The organism is Streptomyces sp. NPDC031064 (genome assembly GCF_055570965.1).
Genome location: NZ_JBVIGF010000004.1, coordinates 240,911 through 263,565, shown reverse-complemented (window position 1 = coordinate 263,565; position 22,655 = coordinate 240,911). Strand labels below are relative to the sequence as shown.

Genomic DNA, 22,655 nt, shown 5'->3' with positions numbered 1-22,655 from the left:
ACCGCCGGACCACACAGAGGGGTGCGGTCGGGACTGACGGAGAGGGCTGGAACAGTTATGGAAGAGCCGCGTCGCCTCGGCGGCCGGTACGAGCTGGGCTCGGTGCTCGGCCGTGGTGGCATGGCGGAGGTCTACCTCGCCCACGACACCCGGCTCGGCCGCACCGTCGCCGTGAAGACGCTGCGGGCCGACCTCGCCCGTGACCCGTCCTTCCAGGCCCGGTTCCGCCGTGAGGCCCAGTCGGCCGCCTCGCTCAACCACCCGGCGATCGTCGCGGTCTACGACACCGGCGAGGACTACGTCGACAACATCTCCATCCCGTACATCGTGATGGAGTACGTCGACGGCTCCACCCTGCGTGAGCTTCTTCACTCGGGGCGCAAGCTGCTGCCCGAGCGCACGCTGGAGATGACGGTCGGCATCCTCCAGGCGCTGGAGTACTCGCACCGGGCCGGCATCGTCCACCGTGACATCAAGCCGGCGAACGTCATGCTGACGCGCACCGGCCAGGTCAAGGTCATGGACTTCGGCATCGCCCGCGCCATGGGCGACGCCGGGATGACCATGACGCAGACCGCGGCCGTGATCGGCACCGCCCAGTACCTCTCCCCGGAGCAGGCCAAGGGCGAGCAGGTCGACGCCCGGTCCGACCTGTACTCCACCGGCTGCCTGCTGTACGAGCTGCTGACCGTCCGCCCGCCGTTCGTGGGCGACTCGCCGGTCGCGGTGGCGTACCAGCACGTACGCGAGGAGCCGCAGCCGCCCAGCAACTTCGACCCCGAGATCACGCCCGAGATGGACGCCATCGTCCTGAAGGCGCTGGTCAAGGACCCCGACTACCGCTACCAGTCGGCCGACGAGATGCGCGCCGACATCGAGGCGTGCCTCGACGGCCAGCCGGTCGCCGCGACGGCGGCGATGGGCGCCGTCGGGTACGGCGGGGGCTACGGCCCGGACGACCAGGCGACCACCGCGATGCGCCAGGCCGACCCGGCCGGGCAGACGTCGATGCTGCCGCCGATGAACCCGGACGACGGCGGTTTCGGCTACGACGACCGCCCGGACCGCCGCCGCGGCGGCCAGCGGAAGTCGAACCTCTCGACGATCCTGCTGATCCTGGCGGGCATCCTGGTGCTGGTCGGCGCGATCCTGATCGGCAAGGCCGTCTTCGACAACCAGGGCGGCGGCTCGGACCCGATCGACGTACCGCAGGTGGTGGGCAAGCCCTTCGCGGAGGCCGAGGAGACGGTGGAGAAGGCCGGGCTGAAGATCGCCCGGTCCGGTTCGGAGGCCTGTGACCGCCCGAAGGGCGTGATCTGCAGCCAGTCGCCCGAGACCGGCACGTTGCAGGAGGGCGAGACCATCACGGTCGTCGTCTCCGAGGGCGCCGCCAAGATCGAGGTGCCGAGCGTCGTGGAGCAGTCGGAGAACACCGCTCGGGAGAACCTGGAGAACAAGGGCTTCACCGTCAAGGTCGAGTACAAGGAGTCCGACCAGGACGCGGGCGAGGTGCTGTCCCAGGACCCGCCGGGTGGCACCCAGGCCGAGAAGGGCACCGAGGTCACCATCACGGTGTCCAAGCAGGCCGAACGCAACGTACCGCCGGTCACGGGCCAGCAGTTCGACGCCGCGAAGTCCCAGCTCGAAACGCTCGGCTTCACGGTCAAGCGGGAGGACGTCGACTCCGACCAGCCCGCGAACACCGTGGTCGGGCAGAGCCCCGAGGGCGACACCAAGGCGCCCAAGGGCAGCGAGGTGACCCTCAAGGTCTCCAAGGGCCCGCAGCAGCAGCAGGTCCCGGTGCCCGAGATGCGGACGCAGACGGTGGGCCAGGCCAAGCAGACGCTGGGCGCCAGCGGCTTCACCAACATCCAGGTCGCCCAGGGCTGCCCGGCCGATGACAACGCCATCGTGACCGACAGCGACCCGAAGCCCGGTACCCCGGTGGACCCGGCGTCCACCACCGTCACGCTGACGACCCTGGGCTGCCAGGGCGGCAACGGCGGCGGCAACGGCAACAACGGCGACAACGACGAGGACAGCGGCTTCTTCGGCGGCCCGTCCGGGATCAGCGTCCGCGAGCGGGACTGATACCGCTCACGGACGGCGAGCACGGTCGGCCACCACGTACGGCTGACACGTACGGCGGAGGCATACGGCGGACCCGTACGGCAGAGCCCCGGCACCCTGTGGAGGGTGCCGGGGCTCCGTCGTTCGTCCGGCTCAGCGCAGCTCCGCCGGGGGTGTGCGGGCGCTGTCGACCTTCTCGGTGCGCTCCAGCTCGCCCCAGACGATGTAGCGGTAGTCGGAGGTGTACATCGGCGTGCAGGTCGTGAGCGTGATGTAGCGGCCCGGCTTGGTCCTGCCCGACTCCTTCGGGACCGGCTGGAGGACGTCCACGTTGAACTTCGACGTCTCCGGGAGCGTTTTGTAGACCTTGTAGACGTACCAGGTGTCCTTGGTCTCGAAGATGATCGAGTCGCCGGTCTTGAGCTTGTGGATGTTGTGGAACTTCGCCCCGTGCCCGTCGCGGTGCGCTGCCAGCGTGAAGTTGCCCTGCTTGGCGGAGGGGAGGGCGGACTTGACCGGGGCGGTGTAGTAGCCGGCGACGCCGTTGTTGAGGGTCTTGGGGTCGGTGCCCTTCTTGACCAGCACCTCGCCGTTCTTCATCGCGGGTACGTGGAGGAAGCCGATGCCGTCCTTGGTGTCGAGGGCGCCGGGGCCCGTGGACGCCCAGTGGTCGCGCACCTCGTCGCCCTGTTTGTCGGCCGCGCGGTCGGCCAGGACGTTCGTCCACCACAGGGAGTAGACGACGAAGAGCCCCATGAGCACCCCAGCGGTGATCAACAGCTCGCCGAACACACTGATGACGCCGGCGATCCGGTTGCGCGCACGTGCCACTACATCTGTCCCGTCTGGAGGTCGAAGCCAGGCCGCCCTAGCCTACGAGCGCGTCCGGTTTCCCCTTGCTGCGCGGGCGTTCGTCGACCATCTTGCCCCACACGATCATGCGGTAGGTACTGGTGAACTCGGGCGTGCAGGTGGTGAGCGTGATGTACCGGCCCGGCCCGGTGAATCCGGAGCCCTCCGGCACGGGCTGGATCACCGACACGTTGGAGGGCGGGGTCTGCGGCAGGATGCTCGCCATCTCGTACGTGTAGTACGCGTCCTGCGTCTCGACGACGATCGGGTCGCCCGGGGTGAGCCTGTTGATGTAGCGGAAGGGCTCGCCATGGGTGTTGCGGTGCCCGGCGACCGCGAAGTTGCCCTGCTTGTCGGAGGGCATGGCGGTCTTGAGCGGGGGCTCGGCGTAGTGGCCGACCATGCCGCGGTCGAGCACCTTCTCCTTGTTGATGCCCTCGGCGATGGGCACGACGACGTCCAGCTTGGGGATGTACATGATCGCGAAGCCCTGGCCGGGCTCGAAGGCGTCGGGCTTGCGGCCCTCCGCCCAGGCGTCCTCGATGCCCTTCTTCGCCTTGTCGACCTCCAGTCCGGCGCGGATGTTCGTCCACCAGAGCTGGTACGTGACGAAGAGCAGCATCACGACGCCGAAGGTGATGAACACCTCGCCGACGATCCGGCTGGCGACGACGCCCACGCTGTCCTTGCGGGCGCGGGCGGCCCGCCGGGCCTCCACGCGGGTCAGCGGCCTGCCGGGGTCCTGGGAGGGCGGCGCGGCCGGCGCGGGTGAGGAGCCCTTGCGGCGGCGGCCGCGTCCCTTGGCGGCCTTGCGGCGCTCGGCGCGTCCGCCGGTCGCCGGGCGCTCGGGCGGCGCGGGAGACGGCCGCGGAGGCGCGGGGTCGGCCAGTATTCGGTGCGTGTCCTCCGTGCGGAGGGCCATCGTCTCGTCGTCCGGTACGGGGTCGGGGCCGGGGGCCCAGGTGGCCTCCGCGTACGGCACGGCATCCGGAAGATCCACTTCCGGCCGTGGCGGGTGCGCGGCCCGGAACCACGGCGAACCGTGCTCGTGCTCCGGGCGCACGGGGGTCACGCGACGGCCTTGCCCACCACCGGCGCGAGCCCTGCCGACCGGCCGACCGCACCGGTGTCGCCGCACTGCTCCAGCCAGTTGGCGAGCATGAGGTGCCCGTACTCGGTGAGCACCGACTCGGGGTGGAACTGGACGCCCTCCACGGCGAACTCGCGGTGCCGCAGCCCCATGATGATGCCGTCCTCGGTCCGCGCGGTGACCTCCAGCACGTCCGGCAGGTCGGCCGGCTCGGCGGCCAGCGAGTGGTACCGGGTCGCGGTGAACGGCGAGGGCAGCCCGGCGAAGACGCCCCGCCCCTCGTGCACGACCGGCGAGGTCTTGCCGTGCAGCAGCTCGGGCGCGCGGTCGACGACACCGCCGTACGCCACCGCCATCGACTGCATGCCGAGGCAGACGCCGAAGACCGGGATGCCGGTGTCGGCGCAGTGGCGCACCATGTCGACGCAGACCCCGGCCTCCTCGGGGGTGCCGGGCCCGGGCGAGAGGAGGACGCCGTCGAAACCGTCCTGGGCGTGGCTCAGCTCGACCTCGTCGTTGCGGCGGACCTCGCACTCGGCACCGAGCTGGTACAGGTACTGGACCAGGTTGAAGACGAAGCTGTCGTAGTTGTCGACGACGAGAATGCGCGCGCTCACTGACCGTCCACCGTCACATCGTTGAACGGAAGCAGGGGTTCCGCCCAGGGGAACACGTACTGGAAGAGCACGTAGACCACCGCGAGGATCAGGACGAGCGAAATCAGTGCCCGCACCCACGCGTTGCCCGGCAGATGCCGCCAGATCCAGCCGTACATGACGCCTGCTGGTCCTTCCGTCGATGGTCGTCGAATGCCCTTCGATACCGCACCAGAGTACGGGGCGATCCCCGTGGCGCGGGTCACCTGTGGAAAGCCGGGGGCTTGCCCTGCGTCACAGGCCGGGTGGCCTCCAGCTCCGCCCAGGCGATCAGCCGGTGGCTGCTGCCCCACTCCGGGTCGCACGTGGTGAGCGTGAGGTACCGGCCGGGGGCGCCGAACCCGGACTTCGCCGGGACCGGGTCGACGACACCGGTGTCGCCGGGGACGGTGCGGTACGGCTCCCTCGCGACGCGGTACGTGAACCAGGTCGTCCCGTCGTTGAGGATCACCGCGTCACCGGGGCGCAGCGCGGGGAAGTCCTTGAAGGGGTCGCCGTACGTACGACGGTGACCGGCCACGGAGAAGTTCCCCGTGGCGCCCAGCCGGGCGGTGGCGGCGTAGTGGCCGAGGCCCTTCTTGAGGGTGGCGGTCCGGGTGCCCTCCAGGACGGGCCAGTCCCAGTCCTCGCCGAAGCGGGGGACGTACATGACGGCGAAGGGCTCGCCGTCCTCGTACGGCCGCGCCGGGGGTGCCGCGCCGGCTGCCGCTTCCGGTGCGGGCGCGGGTACCGGCGCCCGGGCCCACCGTTCCTCCAGGGCGCCGATCTCGTCGACGCTCGCGCCCGCGGCCTCGACGCCGGTCCAGTGGACGACGTACACCACGAAGAGCACGATGACGGCGCCGACGGTGATGCACAGCTCGCTGAGGCTCCTGACGATCAGCCGCACAGGCCCCTCCCGAAACCGGAGCTAGTCGGTCACAGGCTTCGCGTAGTGGAGGTCCACTGTGCCCGAGTAGCCCGGCAGAGTCACCGCCTCGTGCTCGTCGACTTTCCAGCCGAGCCCGTACGCCTTCACGTACAGCAGGTAGTTCTGGATGGCGGTGGAGTCGTCGAGGGCGCGCTGGAGCTTTCCGGTGTCGCCGACGGCCGTGATCCGGTACGGCGGGGAGTAGACCCGGCCCTGGAGGATGAGGGTGTTGCCGACGCAGCGCACCGCGCTGGTGGAGATCAGCCGCTGGTCCATGACGCGGATGCCCTTGGCGCCGCCCTTCCACAGGGCGTTGACGACGGCCTGGAGGTCCTGCTGGTGGATGACCAGGTCGTTGGCCTGCGGCTCGGGGTAACCGGGGGCCGCCTGGGCGCCGGGCGGGGCGTCGTTGAGGGTGACGGTGAGACCCGCTCCGGCGACCTTCGTGGTCCCCGCGGCCTTCTCCAGGGCGCCGAGCTTGGCGTCCTCGGCCTTGGTGGAGCCGTCGTCGCGGCGGGCGAGGGTGTCGACCTGGTCCCGCACCGCCGCGGTGGACTCGTCGAGCTCGGCGTTCTTGTGGCTGCGCTCACGGATGAGGTCGGACAGCTTCAGCAGCGAGGCATCCGTACGGATGTTGGTGCCCTTGGCGGTGTTGAAGCTGGTGACGAAGATCAGACCGGCCAGGGCGAAGACGGCAGCGGTGAGCAACCGGACCGGCCGCCAGTTCCTGCGCCCGGCCGGCTCTTCGGGAGAGTCGGCGGAATTGCTCAACGTACCCTTATCTCCTTCAGCGCCGCGGAAGCACTACGCTAACGGACGCCCGGGTGAGGCAGTGGTCCCCCTCGCTTCCACCCCGGCGACCAGCCACAGTTCCCTGCGCGGTCACGCAGCGCATCGACAGGAGAGTCCCTCGTGCCGAAGTCACGTATCCGCAAGAAGGCCGACTTCACGCCGCCGCCGTCCGCGAAGCAGGCGACCAACATCAAGCTGACCAGCCGTAGCTGGGTCGCTCCGGTGATGCTGGCGCTGTTCGCCATCGGGCTCGCCTGGATCGTGGTCTTCTACGTCACCGACGGCTCGCTGCCCGTCAAGTCGCTCGGGAACCTGAACATCGTGGTCGGCTTCGGCTTCATCGCGGCCGGCTTCGGCGTCTCGACCCAGTGGAAGTGACTTCCTGGACGTAGGCGGCGGTCAAGCCCTGCCCTGAGTTATCCACAGCGTTGTGCACAGCGGGTGGAAAAGGTCAGACGATCTGTGGATAACTTGCATCGAGTTGACGCCGATGTGACTGCGCCCGCCGATTCCCACAGACCGGCCCGTCCCTTGCCCCTCCCGCGAATCCCCAGGTCAGGGGCGAGGGGCACAGGTGTTCCCCACGCGATGCGCAAGATCGAACACATGCTGTGGACAACGGTGGGGACAATCAGCGCCCCATCGGCGCTCAGGTGAGCGCGGCGGTCCTCAGAAACACGGTCACCAGCGTCAGTCCGAGGACGAGCGCACAGGCCGCCCCCTGGATCAGCGCGCGCCGCTCGCGGGTGCCGTTGACCATGGCGTACGCGATGACCACACCGGCGATCAGTCCGCCGATGTGCGCCTCCCAGGCGATCCCCTCCCGGGCGAAGGTGATCACCAGGTTGAACACGACCAGCGCCATGATGGGCCGCATGTCCTGCCTGAGCCGGCGTACGAGGACGACGGTGGCGCCGAGCAGGCCGTAGATGGCGCCCGAGGCACCCAGCGAGCCCTGGTTCCCCGCCGCGATCAGATAGGTGAAGGCGCTTCCGGCCAGCCCGGACAACAGGTAGAGCGTCACGTACCGGGCGCGCCCGAGCTCCGCCTCCAGGGCGCCGCCGAGCAGCCACAGCAGCAGCATGTTGCCGGCGATGTGCCAGATCGCCTCGTGCAGGAACATCGACGTCACCAGCCGGTACCACTCGCCGTCCGCGACTCCGACCACCCGGCCGAGATCGGGGTCGAAGGCGAACCCGATGAGCACCATCTCGTCGATGAGGGCCGGGTTCAGCCTGCCCAGGAGGAAGACGAGCAGGTTGAGGCCGATGAGGACGTGGGTGACCAGGTGGGGGTGGCCGTTGGTGATCCTGCCGCCCGCGATGGTGCGCGGGTGGTTGGCCGTGCGCGAGTGCCCGGTGCCGGACCCACCGCGTACACACTCCGGGCACTGGAAGCCGACCGACGCGTCCACCATGCAGTCGGAACAGATGGGCCGCTCGCAGCGCGTGCAGCGGATCCCCGTCTCCTTGCCGGGGTGGCGGTAGCAGCCCGGCATCTGCGCCTGCTCCATGGGGATCCCCTCGTCGGCTTCGTCGTCCGTCCGTCACGCACAAAACGCCTCGTCCATCCTTACGGATGGACGAGGCGGAAAGGTTCCCCACGGCTCTCCTGTGGCCGGCGGGCCGCGGAGCCGGGCCCGGGATCAGGCCTTGCGGGACTCGATCACGACGGACTCGATGGCGACCTCGTTCACCGGGCGGTCGGTGCGCGGGTTGGTCTGGGTGCTCGCGATGGCGTCCACGACCTTCTTGCTCGCGTCGTTGGCGACCTCGCCGAAGATCGTGTGCTTGCCGGTCAGCCACGTGGTGGGGGCGACGGTGATGAAGAACTGCGAACCGTTGGTGCCCGGGCCGGCGTTGGCCATCGCCAGCAGGTACGGCTTGTTGAAGGAGAGCTCGGGGTGGAACTCGTCACCGAACTCGTAGCCCGGGCCGCCGGTGCCGTTGCCCAGCGGGTCGCCGCCCTGGATCATGAAGCCGCTGATGACCCGGTGGAAGACCGTGCCGTCGTAGAGGCGGTCGGTGGACTTCTTCCCCGTCGCCGGGTGCGTCCACTCGCGCTCGCCCTTGGCGAGCTCGACGAAGTTCCGGACCGTCTTCGGCGCGTGGTCCGGGAAGAGCCGGATCTCGATGTCGCCGTGGTTGGTCTTCAGGGTGGCGTAAAGCTGCTCGGCCACGATGTGCCTTCCGTAAGTCTGCTCTGACGTCTACCGATCCTCGCACGGAAGAGCCCTCCGCGAAGAAAGGTGGGCCAGTCCTCGCCGAAGCGCCGCGCGACAGGGCGAACCGTGACACCGTCGGAGTTGCACTGCATTGCCCCGGATGCCCCCGTCCCGCATGCCGACCGGAATCCCGGCAGGCATGATTTCAAAAAGGACGGAAAGGCGAATACCGACCCCGCCACCGAGGAGGAGGATCCCGTGACCCGCAAGGAAAGCGTGCGCGCCGCGACCAGCTCGGCAAAGGACAGCGTGCGGCACGCCGCGGAAGTGGTGGCGCCCTACGCCGAAACGGCGAAGGACACAGCCGCGCACTACGCGCAGGAGGCGCGTGTGAGGGTCGCGCCCAAGGTCTCGAAGGCCGCGCATCAGGCCCGTACGCAGGCGCGTGTTCAGTACGACACGCGTGTCGCGCCACATGTGCCGCCGAGGGTCGACGAGGCCGCGCATCGCGCCGCGGTCCGGACCCGTCAGGCCGCACGGCAGGCAGCGGACTACACCATGCCGCGGGTGGAGCAGGCGGTCGCAGCCGCCCAGCCCGTACGCGAGCGGGCAATGGCCCGCTCTGCCGCCGCCGTGGCCGCCATGCGCGGTCAGGTGACGGCGAAGGACATTCAGAGGATCATCAGGAAACACGAGCGTCGGGCCAAGGCCGGACGCCTCACCAAGAAGCTCGCGGTCTTCGGGATTCTGGCCGGCGGCGCCTTCGCCGCCTGGAAGTGGTGGGACAAGCAGGCCAACCCGGACTGGCTGGTCGAACCCCCGGCTCCCACCGAGGTCTCCGAGCGCACTCCGCTGACCTCCGTCGACGGTACGGGTCCGGCTTCACTCGACCCCGAGGTGGAGGCCAAGCAGGCAGAGGCCGAAGCCGATGCCGACACGGGCACGGACACGGGCACGGACGACGAGCGTCGCTAGGCGGCCGCTGATCATTGATCATTGATCATTGATCGCTGATCGCTGATCGCTGATCACTGATCGGATCGCTGGTCGCTGGCCACTAGGCGGCGAGCGCGAGGTCGGTGAGGTGGACCTGGTCGGTCACATCGGCCAGGTCCTTCCGCGTGCCGGTCGGCTGGGTGGGCCGAGCGGCCTGAGCGGGCCTGGCGGTCCGGGCGGACCGAGCGGCCTGAGCGGGCAAGTGGCGTACGGAGGGCGAGGTCCCGTGCGCCTCGGCGCGGATGCGCTGCTTGATGGTCGGCGGCAGGGACCGTACGTGGACGCCGGGCATCCACGCCGGTGCGAAGCAGCGTGGTGCGGGGACGGCAGGAGAAGCGCCCCTGGTCGTGACGGCCTCGGCGGGCGCGCCGTGGCCGGTGGCGGTCCGGCCGGTGGCGGCCTGGCCGGTGGTGACCTGGCCGGTCGCGGTCGCGGGCTCGTCGGCGTACACCGTAATGGCGGCGCTCGGCGTGCGCTTCAGGCCGAGGGCGGAGAGGATCGCGGGGAGGATCGCGGACAGGAGAGAGAAGAAGGCGGTCCAGAAGTGCGCGACGTTGCGCGTGACCTTGACTGCGGCCATGGCTCCTCGCTTTCGGGTTGGCTTTGCGCTGGCTTTCGGGTTGGGCGATCTACATACCTTTCTCATGATGTGTACGCATCTCGGGAACCCGGGGAGCGACGCCGCCGCTGCGCAGATCTTCCGATGAACACCACCCGTACGGCCCACTCCGGCTTGCGGACCTACGCGGCCGCCGTCGGGAAATAGCGCGTGAACGGGTCCGGGCTGACGCCCATGACCTCCCCGAAGGGCGTGGAGAGGTAATGGATGAGGAGCCCCAGGAAGACGGTCAGCACGACCATGCCCATCGCCATCATGAGCTGCCCCGGGCTGCGCCCGATGCCGAAGAAGAACAGCATGCCGACCGAGAGGACCGCCCCGACGAAGATCCCGGCCCACAGGATCGGTGACAGCGTCTCCTGGGAGACCGCCTCGCGACCGCGCCGGGCATCGTCGAGCGCGCTGAGCTGACCGAGCAGTTCCAGGGCCGTCACCTCCTGGGACGGCGTCGCCTTGGGGGGAGCCGCCGACACGGCACGCAGTTGCCGCACCAGTGACCAGCCGGGTTCGGCGAGCGGACCGCGGTCGTCGAGCCTCGGCCATTCGCCCTGGACGACGTGGGCCGCGTAGCGCTCGGCCACCGCCTCGATGCGTACCTTCTGGGCCGGTGGCAGGCCCTCGGCGAGGACGGTCATCTGGTGCAGCGCGCCCGCCTCGGTGGACGTGTGGGTCTCGGCGTCGCTCCGCAGTTCCCAGACGGAGACCAGGGCGAGGCCCAGGAGCAGCGCGTACAGCAGGGCGATCATCATCGACATGTACTCGGCCACTTCCTCGCCGCCCTCCTCCTCGTCCGCCTCGGCGGGGTGGAAGTGACGCCAGCCGACGACGGCGGCGGCGGCGACCAGAGCGGCGAGCAGCCCGATGGCCAGCGTCCCGATCACGTGCTCCACGACCTGTCCTCCTCTCCGGTCACACCCTGGTCACATCCCGGTCCCACTGGGTCAAAGGCGACGGCTCGCCAGCACGACGAGGGCGGCCGCCGGCAGGAAGAGCAGCAGCAGGAACACGGCCGGGCTGACCGAGTCGTCCCGCCGGTACGTCCCCTGCGCCCGCGCGGTCAGGCCCCGGCGCTGGGGGCTGTCGGCGGTCCGGGAGTCGCGCCTCCCGGCGGGCGGCCTGGCCCCGACGCCCGACGAGGCACCGGTCGCGGTGCCTGTTCCGGCGCCAGTCCCGGTGCCGGTGCCTGGGCCTGTTCCGGCGCCGGCGCCGGTCCCCGGTACGAGGCCGGGCGCGAGGCCGCCGGGCGGAACGGCGGCTCCGGCGGCTCCGGCCGCACCGGCGCCCGGTCCGGCGGCGGCTCCCGCCCCGGGGGCGGGCACGCCGAGGGCGCCCGGCGCGGCCGGCAGACCGACGGCAGCGCCACCGGCGCCGGGGGCGCCGGCGCTGCCGGCGCCGGCGCCCGCAGCGCCCGCCCCGGCAGCGCCGGCCCCCGCGACAGCACCTCCGGCACCTCCGGCACCTCCGGCACCACCTCCACCGGCACCGCCGACCCCACCCCCGGCACCACCAACCCCGCCCCCTGCACCACCCGCACCGCCTCCAGCACCACCGGCACCACCGGCAACGCCACCGCTCGCCCCGCCCGGCCCTCCACCCGGCGGCGGCACCGCCCTCGGGGGCGGGGGCGGCGGTACCGGGCGGGGGCGCACCACGAACGGGGCGGCCGCCCGCGCGACCAGCGCCGGGGGCGGGACGAGCCGCCCGCACGACGGGCCAAGGGTGAACAGCCGGTCGCTGCCGCGTACTTCGGGGGCGCTGCGGTAGGTCCCGGGCCGGAGGCCGTTCAACCGCGCGACGCACACCGCGACGGCGCCGGGTTCGAGCGCCTGCGGCGGCCCCGGGCGGCCCGCGCAGTCGACGGGGGGACCGCCCAGGCCCGGGTCGACGAGCCGTGCGCCGTGCACCGTGCGGTTGCCGGGGTTCGTGATCGTGTACCGGACGACCGCGTGGGGCGCCACGGCGTCCCGGACGGCGACGGCGAGCGCGAGTGCGCCGGCCACGCCCTGGTAGCCGGCCCGGGCGGAGGCCGTGGGGCGCAGGCCGAGCGAGGGGATCTCGGCGCGGGCCCGGGCGGTGGCCGTGTGCCGTCCCGGTGCGGCGCTGAAGCGCGCCGTACAGGTGACGGAGCTCAGCCCGCGCATCCAGAAACCCTGCCCGCGCGGGCAGCGCAGCGCGTTCCTCGGTACGGACGGGTCGGTGAGCGTGACGCGGTGCAGGTCGGCGCCCGAACGGTTGGTCAGCCGGTACCGCTTGACCACCGGGTGGCCCACCCGGATGCCGATGCGTTCCGCCCGCCGCGGTGCCTTCTTGTTGACGGTGACCGTCAGGACGAGTGCCGAACGCCCCACTCCGTCGGCGGCCGCCTGCGGAGGCCGGGAGGCCACCGGCCAGCCGCCCGCGTGGGCCAGCAGGAGCAGGACTCCGGCGGAGAGAATGAGTGTTCTGGTACGGGTGATACGCCTGACCGCCATCCAGGGGGTCCCTTCCGGTCCTCGGGTGTGCCCGGACTGTGGCCAGCGTCCGTCAGGCAGGAGGGGCCGGAAAGCCGAGGGCCCGGCTATTGCGCTGTCCGTGCGGGAGTGCACCGCGATGGCGGACAAAGGGCGCTGCCGGGCCACCCCGCGAAAAATGCCCCCCGACCGTGTTTCCACAGGTCGAGGGGCATGTGAGACGTGGAGCCTAGGGGAGTCGAACCCCTGACATCTGCCATGCAAAGACAGCGCTCTACCAACTGAGCTAAGGCCCCGGGACGGCCGCCGAGCGGCGCGTGCCGCAGACCAGAGTACCGGGTGCCCGGGGGTGCCCCGCAAAAGGTTTGGGACTCCCGGTCGGCGACCACTCTCCGTAAGATGCTGGACGAGGTTCGCAGCAGCGAACCGAAGCGATGGGGAGACGCAATGGACGCAGCACAGCAGGAAGCCACCGCCAGAGCCAGAGAGCTTCAGCGCAGTTGGTACGGGGAGCCGTTGGGGGCGCTCTTCCGTAGGCTCATCGACGATCTGGGTCTGAACCAGGCCCGTCTCGCCGCGGTGCTCGGGCTGTCTGCTCCGATGCTGTCCCAGTTGATGAGCGGCCAGCGGGCCAAGATCGGCAACCCGGCCGTGGTCCAGCGCGTCCAGGCCCTTCAGGAGCTGGCCGGGCAGGTCGCCGACGGCAGCGTCAGCGCGGTCGAGGCCACCGACCGGATGGACGAGATCAAGAAGTCCCAGGGCGGCTCGGTCCTCACGGGCACCAGCCAGACGACGGCCAGCTCCGGTGCGCCGACCGTGCGCCGGGTCGTCCGGGAGATCCAGTCGCTGCTGCGCTCGGTCGCGGCCGCCGGTGACATCATCGACGCCGCCGATTCCCTCGCCCCGACCCACCCCGAACTGGCAGAGTTCCTCCGGGTGTACGGCGCCGGGCGCACCGCGGACGCGGTCGCGCACTACGAGTCGCACCAGAGCTGATCGAAGCAGGCTCCGAACAGGGAAGCCCACCGGGGGTCCACCGGGGCCCACCGGGGAGCCGAACTGGGAAGCCGAACAGGGAACTGGGAGCGGACGCAGCGCAATGGGTGAGGTCTTCGCCGGTCGGTACGAGCTGATCGACCCGATCGGACGTGGTGGTGTCGGCGCCGTCTGGCGTGCCTGGGACCACCGTCGGCGGCGGTACGTGGCGGCCAAGGTCCTTCAGCAGAGCGACGCGCACACGCTGCTGCGCTTCGTCCGCGAGCAGGCGCTGAGGATCGACCACCCGCACGTCCTCGCCCCGGCCAGTTGGGCCGCGGACGACGACAAGGTCCTGTTCACCATGGACCTGGTGACCGGCGGGTCGCTGGCGCACGTCATCGGTGACTACGGCCCGCTGCCGCCCCGGTTCGTGTGCACCCTGCTCGACCAGCTCCTGTCCGGACTGGCCGCGGTGCACGCGGAGGGGGTCGTGCACCGCGACATCAAGCCGGCCAACATCCTGCTGGAGGCGACGGGGACCGGCCGGCCGCATCTGCGGCTGTCGGACTTCGGCATCTCCATGCGCAAGGGCGAGCCCCGGCTGACCGAGACCAACTACGTGGTGGGTACGCCCGGTTACTTCGCGCCCGAGCAGATGATGGGCGCGGAGCCGGACTTCCCGGCCGACCTGTTCGCGGTCGGGCTGGTCGCCCTTTATCTGTTGCAGGGTCAGAAGCCCGACTCCCAGGCGCTGATCGAGTACTTCGCGGCCCACGGCACGCCCAGTGCCCCGCAAGGCATTCCGGAGCCGCTGTGGCAGGTCCTCGCGGGCCTGTTGCAGCCCGATCCTGGGGCCCGGTTCCGTACGGCCACGGGTGCGCGCAAGGCGCTGACGTCCGCGGTCGAGATGCTGCCGGACCCGGCGGCCGACGAGGAGCCGGTGGAGGTCTTCGACCAGATCGGGCCGCTCCCGGCCGGTTTCGGCCCCGAGGGCCCGGTGACGCCGCCCGGGACCACCCTGGACCCGACCACCCCGGCCCAGGCGCCCGTACCGGACGACCGCCGGCCGTCTCGGCCGCCGGCCCCGTCGGAGACGGGCAGCTTCCACCTGGCCCCGCCGCCGCAGCACTCCGCTCCGCAGCCCCAGCCACACGCACAGCCACACGCACAGCCACACGCACAGCCGACGCCGCCGCCCCAGCCCGCGGCCGCACCGCAGGCACCGCTGGCACCGCAGGCACCGCAGGCATCCCCCGCCCCGCCGGCCGCTCCCGCCACGCCCGTCACCGCCCCGGTCCACGCGCCCCCGGCCGCCCCCCATCACGCCGCCGCGCCGGACCTCCCCCACGCCCGGACCGCCGCCGTGCCGTACGCGTCCACCCCCACGCGTCAGTACACCGGCCACGCCCCGCACGTTCCCGCCGGAACCGCCGGGACACAGGCCAACCTGCCCGCGCGGAAGCGACCGGGACCGCCCCCGAAGGTGACGGTCCCGGTGCTGATCGTGGCCCTGGTCTGCTTCGCGGTCGGGTTCTGGGCGCTCACCCAGGCCTGAGCCCGCCCGCCACCGCGCTCACCAGGCCGTGGGCGGCCCGTACTGCGTCGGCCCGGTGTCCCCCGTGTCCCCGGGAACCGCGGCCACCCCGGCCGGCCCAGCCACCCCGGCCGGCCCAGCCGCCGCGGCCGCGCGCCGCCGCGCCAGCAGCGTCCAGGCGACCAGCCCCAGCACGAGCACCGTCCCGGCCCCGATACCGGCCGCGGCGACCAGTTGCATCGTGCCGCTCTTCTCCGCCTCCGGGCCGCTCTGGCCGTTCGCCGCCGCGTCCTTGTCCGCCTCCGTGACGGCGAAGATCCCGGCCGGCCCGTCGTACGCCGGCGCCGCCTTGGGCGTGCCCTTCACGTTGATCCGCAGCGTCAGCCCGTACGGCTTCTTCCCGAACTCCTCCCCGACCTTCGGGCTCAGGCTGACGCGCAGGTAGTACCAGCCGGCGAAACGCATGTTCTCGAACTTGGAGCTGGAGTCGAACCGGTTCTCGTACTTCACCGGCGGCAGCGGTTCGAGGTCGGCGGACTTCTGCTCGCCGTCGTACGAGACCGAGCTGGCGCTCGTCACCACGCCCTGCATCGGGTTGAACAACGTCATGTCCAGTGCGCCGCCCACGAAACCGCGCCCGGAGGAACTGCCGAGGTCGGCGCTGGCGAAGATCTGCTGCCCCCAGTCCACCGGTACCCGGTAGAAGAGCGACTGGCCGGGCTCGATCCGGTCCGTCCACTCGCCCTCCGTAAGGCCGGTGGCGTCGAAGAAGCCCGCACCACCGGACCGCTCCCGGGGCCCGCCGGCCGGTGCCGGGGGCGAGGCGCTGGGCCAGTTCTCGGGTGCCGCGGTCGGGCCCTCCGCCTTCAGCCTGGGCTCCAGCTCGTGCCGGATCTCCAGCTCCCACGCCTCGGGGGTGGAGGTCGCCTTGCTGCTGCGCTCGACGACGACGTAGTACGCGCCGGCCTCCTGGCAGGAACTGCTGTCCCGCTCCATCGTCCGGTGTGCGTAGGCCGCGATGGGCCGGGGAAACTCGGCGGAACCGAAACGGGCCTCGTTGGAACTGCAGTCGTAGCCGTTCCGGTCCTGGAGGGACACCTCCAGGCCGTCGAAGGTGCCGACCTGGGTGCCGGGCTTCGGCACGGCGACGGCCGAGACGTACGCGTTCGTCTTCGCGTCCAGGTCCACGCGGTAGATGAGCTTGGCGCCGCCCTTGATGGTGTCCTTGTACGCGCCGCCCGCCGCTAGTTGGGGAGCGTCGCTCGTGGTCGCCGCGCCACGGATCTCCTTGATGCCGTCCGCGAAGACGTAACCACCGGACGTCGCCGCCGCCTTCGCGACGACACCGGCGGCACCGGCAGCACCGGCGGTCCGCAGACCCCCCTCCATGCCCGCGCCCGCCCGCACCGCGTCCGCCCGCACCGCGTCCGCCCGGACGCCACCGCCCTGAGCCTGAGCCGCCCATGCCTGGTGGTCCGGCAGTGCCGCCGTCGCACCTACCGTCGCGCACACCGTCGCCAGTACCGCCGACGCGGCCGACACCGCCCGGCCGGCCCCGCCGCCCCTCCGCCTGATCACGCGCTTCTCCTCGTCCTCTCCGTGGCCGCCCTGCGCCGCACCAGTACGAGCACGGCACCCGCGATCAGGACGACCGCGGCGCCCACCGCCGCGGCGACCACAGGGCCGGTCCATCCTGCCCCGCCCGTCCCGTCGCTGTCTGCGCGCCCGGCCGAATCGTCCCCCTTGTCCGCGGCCACGGCAGGCGCCCCGTGCTGCGGACCGGCCACCTCGTCGCCCAGGACGGCCACCCTCAGAACAACCCCCACGCGCGCGTGGCGGGCGATTTCGGCGGCCTCCGCGCCGAGCGTGACCGCGATGTAGAAGTCGCCCTTGCTGTGGACGGGGATGACGTTGGGATGGTTCTCGTACCGGTTGGTCCAGGCGACCGGCACCGTACCCATGCTCAGCAGGGCGGGCCGGCCCGTGTACACGGCCCGGGCGGTGAACTCGCCCGTGCCGCCGCCCACCGGGTGCCTGGCGGGCGTGTAGACCTGGGTGGCGCCGTACGACATGGCGGACGAACCGGAGCCCGCCGTCGGCTCGTTGGCGAACTCGACGTCGTAGCGGAGCTGCTGTCCCCAGCCGACCGGCACCTTGTACCAGAGCGTCTGCGCCGGCAGGATCCGGTCCCGCCACACGCCCCGGCCGATCCGCCGGGCGTCGTTGAAGCCGGTGCCGCCCCGGACGTCCCTGGGATCGCCGGCCGGCAGGGCGGCGTCCGCGTCGCCCTTGCCGTAGTCGGGCCGCGACTGGGCCGGCGTCACGCCCTTCGGCAGCGGCGCCTCCACCCCGTACGTCAGCTCCAGCGGCCAGCGCCCCGCGTCCGAGTCCGGCTTGCTCACCCGCTCCACGACGAGCCAGTAGCGCCCCGCCCTGTCGCAGCTCCCGTTGCCGCTCTCCGACGGCACGCGCGCGCTGGCGGAGGTCAGCGGGGCCGCGCCTTCCTGCTGGTGGAACATCTCGGTGTCCGTCACGCAGGCGCTGTCGGTGTCGTACGCGATGCTGGTACGCAGTGCGTCGAACGTGTCGACCGCCGCCCCGGGCTGCGGCACGGCCGTCGCCGAGAACTCCACGGTGGACGCGGCGTCCAGGTCCACCGCGTAGTGCCGCTTCTCCCCGGGCCCGATGGTGTCCAGGTACTGGCCCGGTACGAGTCCGGGGGCACCGCCCGTGCCCGGGGTGCCCGCCACCCGCTTGCCCCGCAGCCGGTAGCCGTCCGCCGAGAGCTGCGAGGCCCGCTCCAACTGGCGGGCGAGCGCCTTGGCGTCGGGCGCGTCGTAGTAGCGGCCGCCTCCCGCCTCGGCGACGCACTCCAGCTCCTCCCGCGCCGCGCCCCGGACCTGGAATCCAACGGTGTCGACGCGGAGCCCGACTCCTTCGCGGGCGAGTTGCCGGGCCACCTCGCAGGGCTTCGGGTCCCCGCAGTTGTCCTCGCCGTCGGAGACCAACAGGATCGTCCCCACCCCGGCCGCCCCGCCCGCCGACCGGGGCAGATCCTGGGCCGCCTTGCGCAACGACAGCCCGATGGGCGTGTCCCCCTTGGGCTGTACGGCCGTCACGGCCCGCTTGAGCGCCGCCCGGTCCAACGTCCGCACGGGCTGGACGAGCCGGGTGTCCGTGCAGCCCTTCGGCCGGTCCGCCCCGTACACCCGCAGGCCCGTCGGGTAGCCGTCCGGCAGGCCGTCCACCACGGTCGCGACGGCTTCGCGTGCGGCCTCCATCCGGGTGCGCCCGGAGCCGTCGTCGTCCGCCATGGACCCCGACGAGTCGAGCACCATCACCAGCGCCCCGCCCCCGCCGTCGGCCTCCCCATCGGCAGGCTCTCGCACCACCGCGCCCGCCGGCCCCGTGGCCGGCAGCGTGCCGGCGAGGAGACCCAGCAGAACGCCCGCCCCCCACACACGTCTTCTCACTCGACGCCCCCCTGACCCAGATCACTGACCGAGATCATTCACCTTTGCTCTCGCAAGCTAGTGATTTGCGGAGGTGAACTCAAGGGACTCTGTGTCACGGTACGGCAACACCCGGACACACCCCCAGCCGAACAGCGGGCCGGACAGCGGGTGGCGGACAGCCGGTGGCGGACAGCGGCCGGACAGCAAAGGGCCCCGGCCGCTCTTACAGCGGCCGGGGCCCGTACGCAGACTGCGTGCTTGGTGTCTCACACACCGGAACCTGCGGGCACGGAGTCGGTCGCCTCCGTCCACAGATCCTGCTCGGCGCGATCCGCCTGGATCTGGCGGTACACGAGGAGCCCGCCGATGGCGGCCAGTGCGACCAGGAGAAGCTTCTTCACCGCGCGACCTCGTCTTTCGTTGACGTAGGAGACCTTCTGGCGCCCGACTATACACACCGACCGATACCGATCGGTGACCTACGTCCCGCCCAACTCACTCCCCGCGCCGGGTGATCGGCCGCGAAAGCGATCGGCCCGGCGGAGAGAATCTCCGCCGGGCCGATCGTTGCTGTGGGGCTAACAGGATTTGAACCTGTGGCCTCATCCTTATCAGGGATGCGCTCTAACCAACTGAGCTATAGCCCCTCCGCGCCGGGCTCGCCGCCCGCGCTGACCTCTGAAGATTAGCGCACGGAGCGGCGAGTACCCAAATCCGCTATTCGTCCTCGGCCAGCGTGAGCTCGACACCGCCCACGAACCCGGCCGACAGGTTGTAGATGAAGGCACCCAGCGTCGCGAGAGCCGTGGCCAGAACCACGTCGATGACCGCGATCACCGAGGTGAAGATCAGCACGCGCGGCAGCGACAGGAACGCCTGGAGGTCGAAGCCATTGCTCTCATTGGAACCCGTGGCCTCGCTGATCGTGCCGCCGACGGTCGAGAAGACGCCCATCGCGTCCATGACCATCCACAGCACCGCGGCCGCCACCACCGTGCAGATGCCCAGCGCGATGGAGAGCAGGAAGCTGACCTTCATCACCGACCACGGGTCGGCCTTGGCCACCCGCAGTCGTGCCTTGCGCGTGCGGGGCGTCGTCTTCGCCCCCGTACGCGGCCGGCGCACCGTACCGCCCGAGGTGCCGCCGCCCTGGGGGGCGTACGCCTGCGGCGGGTGGTACGGCTGGCCCGTCTGCTGCCCGGATGCGGGCCGCTCGGCGGGCAGTGGGCCGTCGTCGTACGTCGTCACCGTAACCCCCTGGGAGTCCGTGGCAGGGCCACGGGCACCGTTCGTTCCGGAAGCGGCCGATCCGGCGCCCGTGGCCTTACTCACGCTCTACTCCTCGTGCTCCCCGGCCGAGGGCTCCGTGCCCTCGGCTGTCCCGGCCGCGGCACCGCTTGCGGCGGCAGCCTCGGTGTCTCCGACCTCTGCGGTCACGTCCGTCACATCGGTCACGTCGGTCCCGTCGATGTCGTCAGGCCCGTCGATCCCGTCGGCCCCTTCGACCTCTTCGGCCTCGCGACCGGCCTCGGCGTTGCGAGCGATGCCGACGACGGCATCGCGCTTGCCCAGGTTGATCAGTTGGACGCCCATGGTGTCACGGCCCGTCTCCCTGACTTCGTTGACTCGCGTACGAATCACACCACCGGACAGCGTGATGGCCAGGATCTCGTCCGTCTCCTCGACCACCAGCGCGCCGACGAGCGAGCCACGGTCCTCCACGATCTTGGCAGCCTTGATGCCGAGGCCGCCACGACCCTGGACGCGGTACTCGTCGACGGCGGTCCGCTTCGCGTACCCGCCGTCCGTCGCGGTGAACACGAACGTACCGGGCCGGACCACATTCATCGAGAGCAGCTCGTCGCCTTCGCGGAAGCTCATGCCCTTGACGCCCGAGGTCGCACGGCCCATCGGGCGCAGCGCTTCGTCCGTCGCGGTGAATCGGATCGATTGCGCCTTCTTGCTGATGAGCAGCAGATCGTCCTCCGCCGAGACCAGCTCCGCGCCGATCAGCTCGTCGTCGCTGCCGTCCTCCGTCTCGCGGAGGTTGATCGCGATGACGCCGCCCGAGCGGGGGGAGTCGTAGTCCTTCAGGGACGTCTTCTTCACCAGGCCGGCCTTGGTGGCGAGCACCAGGTAGGGCGCGGCCTCGTAGTCGCGGATCGCGAGGATCTCGGCGATCTGCTCGTCCGGCTGGAAGGCCAGCAGGTTGGCGACGTGCTGCCCGCGCGCGTCACGGCCGGCGTCCGGCAGCTCGTACGCCTTGGCCCGGTAGACCCGGCCCTTGTTGGTGAAGAACAGCAGCCAGTGGTGCGTGGTCGAGACGAAGAAGTGGTCGACGATGTCGTCTTCCTTCAGCTTCGTACCGCGCACGCCCTTGCCGCCGCGCTTCTGCGAGCGGTAGTCGTCCGTCTTCGTACGCTTCACATAGCCGCCACGCGTGATCGTGACGACGATGTCCTCCTCGGCGATCAGGTCCTCGATGGACATGTCGCCGTCGAAGGGCACCAGCTTGGAGCGGCGGTCGTCGCCGAACTTCTCGACGAGCGCGGCGAGCTCCTCGCTGACGATCTGGCGCTGACGGGACTCGGAGGCCAGGATCTCGTTGTACTCGTTGATCTTGGCCTGGAGCTCGTCGTGCTCGGCGACGATCTTCTGGCGCTCCAGGGCGGCCAGGCGGCGGAGCTGCATCTCCAGGATGGCGTTGGCCTGGATCTCGTCGATCTGGAGCAGGCCCATCAGGCCCTCGCGCGCCACCTCGACCGTGTCGCTGCGCCGGATCAGCGCGATGACCTCGTCGATCGCGTCCAGCGCCTTGAGCAGACCGCGCAGGATGTGCGCCCGCTCCTCGGCCTTGCGCAGGCGGAACCTCGTACGCCGGACGATGACCTCGATCTGGTGCGTCACCCAGTGGCGGATGAACGCGTCCAGCGAGAGCGTGCGCGGCACGCCGTCGACGAGCGCCAGCATGTTGGCGCCGAAGTTGGTCTGGAGGTCGGTGTGCTTGTAGAGGTTGTTGAGGACGACCTTGGCGACCGCGTCCCGCTTGAGGACGATGACGAGCCGCTGACCGGTGCGCGACGACGTTTCGTCACGGACGTCGGCGATGCCGCCGATCTTGCCGTCCTTGACGAGGTCGGCGATCTTCTGGGCGAGGTTGTCCGGGTTGACCTGGTAGGGCAGCTCCGTGACCACCAGGCACTGGCGGTTCTGGATCTCCTCGACCTCGACGACCGCGCGCATGGTGATGGAGCCGCGCCCGGTGCGGTACGCCTCCTCGATGCCCTTGCGGCCGACGACGAGGGCGCCGGTCGGGAAGTCGGGACCCTTGATGCGCTCGATCAGCGCGTCCAGGAGCTCCTCGTGGGTGGCCTCGGGGTGCTCCAGCGCCCACTGGGCACCGGCCGCGACCTCGCGCAGGTTGTGCGGCGGGATGTTGGTCGCCATACCGACCGCGATGCCGGCCGAGCCGTTGACCAGCAGGTTCGGGAACCGGGACGGCAGGACCGTCGGCTCCTGGTTGCGGCCGTCGTAGTTGTCCTGGAAGTCGACGGTCTCCTCGTCGATGTCCCGGAGCATCTCCATGGACAGCGGCGCCATCTTGCACTCGGTGTACCGCATGGCGGCGGCCGGGTCGTTGCCCGGGGAGCCGAAGTTTCCGTTGGAGTCCACCAGCGGCATGCGCATCGACCACGGCTGGGCCAGCCGGACCAGGGCGTCGTAGATGGAGGTGTCGCCGTGCGGGTGGTACGTACCCATGACGTCGCCGACGACGCGGGCGCACTTGTAGAAGCCCTTCTCGGGCCGGTACCCGCCGTCGTACATCGCGTAGAGCACGCGGCGGTGGACGGGCTTGAGGCCGTCGCGGACGTCGGGCAGCGCACGCGACACGATGACGGACATCGCGTAGTCGAGGTACGAGCGCTGCATCTCGGTCTCGAGCCCGACGGGCTCGACACGGAGGCCCACACCGGGGACCGCGGGCTCCTCCTCGGGCGTCACGGCGACCGGGGTGGAAGGGGTGTCGGGAGCGTCGGGAGTGTCAGGGGTGTTCTCGTCGGCCATTGCTGGTCTTCAGTCCTTTCGTAC

Annotated in this window: 21 protein-coding genes and 2 tRNA genes; 5 read left to right on the top strand and 18 right to left on the bottom strand. The window is 71.0% G+C overall.

Translation table 11 applies throughout. The features are described from left to right. Nucleotides 1-57: 57 nt before the first annotated feature. Complete coding sequence (pknB, locus tag ACZ46W_RS16530) at nt 58-2,091, top strand: Stk1 family PASTA domain-containing Ser/Thr kinase (RefSeq protein WP_468337642.1); 2,034 nt, start codon at nt 58-60, stop codon at nt 2,089-2,091. Between the two features lie 132 nt (nt 2,092-2,223). Here pknB and ACZ46W_RS16525 read toward each other — a convergent pair whose 3' ends face one another. The 6 genes from ACZ46W_RS16525 to ACZ46W_RS16500 form a co-directional block, all read right to left on the bottom strand. Next, complete coding sequence (locus ACZ46W_RS16525) at nt 2,224-2,901, bottom strand: class E sortase (protein ID WP_468337639.1); 678 nt, start codon at nt 2,899-2,901, stop codon at nt 2,224-2,226. 37 nt (nt 2,902-2,938) lie between these two features. Further along, the gene (locus tag ACZ46W_RS16520) at nt 2,939-4,072 is read right to left on the bottom strand and encodes a class E sortase (protein ID WP_468338773.1); all 1,134 of its coding nucleotides are present in this window, start codon (nt 4,070-4,072) and stop codon (nt 2,939-2,941) included. After that, nucleotides 3,991-4,629 carry an aminodeoxychorismate/anthranilate synthase component II gene (locus tag ACZ46W_RS16515; RefSeq protein WP_366128029.1) on the bottom strand — a complete coding sequence of 213 codons (639 nt, stop codon included), beginning with the start codon at nt 4,627-4,629 and terminating at the stop codon, nt 3,991-3,993. The genes ACZ46W_RS16520 and ACZ46W_RS16515 overlap by 82 nt, the downstream gene beginning before the upstream one ends. After that, nucleotides 4,626-4,787 (bottom strand): hypothetical protein, encoded by a 162-nt coding sequence (locus ACZ46W_RS16510; protein WP_185923769.1) that lies wholly within the window; start codon nt 4,785-4,787, stop codon nt 4,626-4,628. Before ACZ46W_RS16510 ends, ACZ46W_RS16515 begins: the two co-directional genes overlap by 4 nt. Before the next feature lie 83 nt (nt 4,788-4,870). Continuing rightward, nucleotides 4,871-5,557 (bottom strand): class E sortase, encoded by a 687-nt coding sequence (locus tag ACZ46W_RS16505; protein WP_468337635.1) that lies wholly within the window; start codon nt 5,555-5,557, stop codon nt 4,871-4,873. A gap of 21 nt (nt 5,558-5,578) precedes the next feature. Next, nucleotides 5,579-6,349: a DUF881 domain-containing protein gene (locus tag ACZ46W_RS16500; RefSeq protein WP_366128027.1), complete on the bottom strand. Its 771-nt coding sequence runs from the start codon at nt 6,347-6,349 to the stop codon at nt 5,579-5,581. 141 nt (nt 6,350-6,490) lie between these two features. On the opposite strand from ACZ46W_RS16500, the gene crgA reads away from it, so the two are divergent. Continuing rightward, nucleotides 6,491-6,748: a cell division protein CrgA gene (crgA, locus tag ACZ46W_RS16495; RefSeq protein WP_468337631.1), complete on the top strand. Its 258-nt coding sequence runs from the start codon at nt 6,491-6,493 to the stop codon at nt 6,746-6,748. A gap of 271 nt (nt 6,749-7,019) precedes the next feature. On the opposite strand, the gene ACZ46W_RS16490 is transcribed toward crgA, so the two are convergent. Further along, complete coding sequence (locus ACZ46W_RS16490) at nt 7,020-7,883, bottom strand: rhomboid family intramembrane serine protease (protein ID WP_468337628.1); 864 nt, start codon at nt 7,881-7,883, stop codon at nt 7,020-7,022. Between the two features lie 132 nt (nt 7,884-8,015). Continuing rightward, nucleotides 8,016-8,549: a peptidylprolyl isomerase gene (locus ACZ46W_RS16485; protein ID WP_468337625.1), complete on the bottom strand. Its 534-nt coding sequence runs from the start codon at nt 8,547-8,549 to the stop codon at nt 8,016-8,018. Nucleotides 8,550-8,792: 243 nt separating this feature from the next. On the opposite strand from ACZ46W_RS16485, the gene ACZ46W_RS16480 reads away from it, so the two are divergent. After that, nucleotides 8,793-9,509 (top strand): DUF5324 family protein, encoded by a 717-nt coding sequence (locus ACZ46W_RS16480; RefSeq protein WP_468337622.1) that lies wholly within the window; start codon nt 8,793-8,795, stop codon nt 9,507-9,509. Nucleotides 9,510-9,591: 82 nt separating this feature from the next. Here the strand turns inward: ACZ46W_RS16480 and ACZ46W_RS16475 are convergent, their stop codons facing one another. From ACZ46W_RS16475 to ACZ46W_RS16460, 4 genes are all read right to left on the bottom strand, one after another. Then, nucleotides 9,592-10,110: a DUF6344 domain-containing protein gene (locus tag ACZ46W_RS16475; RefSeq protein ID WP_468337619.1), complete on the bottom strand. Its 519-nt coding sequence runs from the start codon at nt 10,108-10,110 to the stop codon at nt 9,592-9,594. A 161-nt stretch (nt 10,111-10,271) separates the two neighbouring features. Continuing rightward, a complete protein-coding gene (locus ACZ46W_RS16470; protein WP_468337616.1) occupies nt 10,272-11,039 on the bottom strand; it encodes a bestrophin-like domain in 768 nt (255 codons plus the stop codon). A gap of 51 nt (nt 11,040-11,090) precedes the next feature. Next, nucleotides 11,091-12,620: a hypothetical protein gene (locus ACZ46W_RS16465; protein ID WP_468337613.1), complete on the bottom strand. Its 1,530-nt coding sequence runs from the start codon at nt 12,618-12,620 to the stop codon at nt 11,091-11,093. A 202-nt stretch (nt 12,621-12,822) separates the two neighbouring features. Next, nucleotides 12,823-12,895 (bottom strand) — tRNA-Ala (locus tag ACZ46W_RS16460). A gap of 151 nt (nt 12,896-13,046) precedes the next feature. On the opposite strand from ACZ46W_RS16460, the gene ACZ46W_RS16455 reads away from it, so the two are divergent. Further along, nucleotides 13,047-13,595, top strand: coding sequence for a helix-turn-helix domain-containing protein (locus ACZ46W_RS16455; protein ID WP_126889538.1), 549 nt, complete (start codon nt 13,047-13,049; stop codon nt 13,593-13,595). Nucleotides 13,596-13,698: 103 nt separating this feature from the next. After that, nucleotides 13,699-15,132 (top strand): serine/threonine protein kinase, encoded by a 1,434-nt coding sequence (locus tag ACZ46W_RS16450; RefSeq protein ID WP_468337609.1) that lies wholly within the window; start codon nt 13,699-13,701, stop codon nt 15,130-15,132. Nucleotides 15,133-15,150: 18 nt separating this feature from the next. Here ACZ46W_RS16450 and ACZ46W_RS16445 read toward each other — a convergent pair whose 3' ends face one another. From ACZ46W_RS16445 to gyrA, 6 genes are all read right to left on the bottom strand, one after another. Beyond that, entirely contained in the window at nt 15,151-16,500 is a 1,350-nt protein-coding gene (locus ACZ46W_RS16445) for a hypothetical protein (RefSeq protein ID WP_468338771.1), read from the bottom strand. Nucleotides 16,501-16,685: 185 nt separating this feature from the next. Then, nucleotides 16,686-18,584: a vWA domain-containing protein gene (locus tag ACZ46W_RS16440; RefSeq protein ID WP_468337606.1), complete on the bottom strand. Its 1,899-nt coding sequence runs from the start codon at nt 18,582-18,584 to the stop codon at nt 16,686-16,688. Between the two features lie 248 nt (nt 18,585-18,832). After that, entirely contained in the window at nt 18,833-18,967 is a 135-nt protein-coding gene (locus tag ACZ46W_RS16435) for a DLW-39 family protein (protein ID WP_003958712.1), read from the bottom strand. Between the two features lie 172 nt (nt 18,968-19,139). Beyond that, nucleotides 19,140-19,213, bottom strand: a tRNA-Ile gene (locus ACZ46W_RS16430). 70 nt (nt 19,214-19,283) lie between these two features. Beyond that, nucleotides 19,284-19,898, bottom strand: coding sequence for a DUF3566 domain-containing protein (locus ACZ46W_RS16425; protein WP_468337603.1), 615 nt, complete (start codon nt 19,896-19,898; stop codon nt 19,284-19,286). Nucleotides 19,899-19,901: 3 nt separating this feature from the next. Next, complete coding sequence (gene gyrA / locus ACZ46W_RS16420) at nt 19,902-22,631, bottom strand: DNA gyrase subunit A (protein WP_468337600.1); 2,730 nt, start codon at nt 22,629-22,631, stop codon at nt 19,902-19,904. Between the last annotated feature and the right edge of the window lie 24 nt (nt 22,632-22,655).

Excerpts from the sequence above, each read along its gene's own strand:
- ACZ46W_RS16455 (WP_126889538.1), top strand. The coding sequence starts at position 13,047 with ATGGACGCAGCACAGCAGGAAGCCACCGCCAGAGCCAGAGAGCTTCAG.
- pknB (WP_468337642.1), top strand. The coding sequence starts at position 58 with ATGGAAGAGCCGCGTCGCCTCGGCGGCCGGTACGAGCTGGGCTCGGTG.
- ACZ46W_RS16445 (WP_468338771.1), bottom strand. The coding sequence starts at position 16,500 with ATGGAGGGGGGTCTGCGGACCGCCGGTGCTGCCGGTGCCGCCGGTGTC.
- ACZ46W_RS16490 (WP_468337628.1), bottom strand. The coding sequence starts at position 7,883 with ATGGAGCAGGCGCAGATGCCGGGCTGCTACCGCCACCCCGGCAAGGAG.
- gyrA (WP_468337600.1), bottom strand. The coding sequence starts at position 22,631 with ATGGCCGACGAGAACACCCCTGACACTCCCGACGCTCCCGACACCCCT.
- ACZ46W_RS16465 (WP_468337613.1), bottom strand. The coding sequence starts at position 12,620 with ATGGCGGTCAGGCGTATCACCCGTACCAGAACACTCATTCTCTCCGCC.
- ACZ46W_RS16475 (WP_468337619.1), bottom strand. The coding sequence starts at position 10,110 with ATGGCCGCAGTCAAGGTCACGCGCAACGTCGCGCACTTCTGGACCGCC.
- ACZ46W_RS16510 (WP_185923769.1), bottom strand. The coding sequence starts at position 4,787 with ATGTACGGCTGGATCTGGCGGCATCTGCCGGGCAACGCGTGGGTGCGG.
- ACZ46W_RS16450 (WP_468337609.1), top strand. The coding sequence starts at position 13,699 with ATGGGTGAGGTCTTCGCCGGTCGGTACGAGCTGATCGACCCGATCGGA.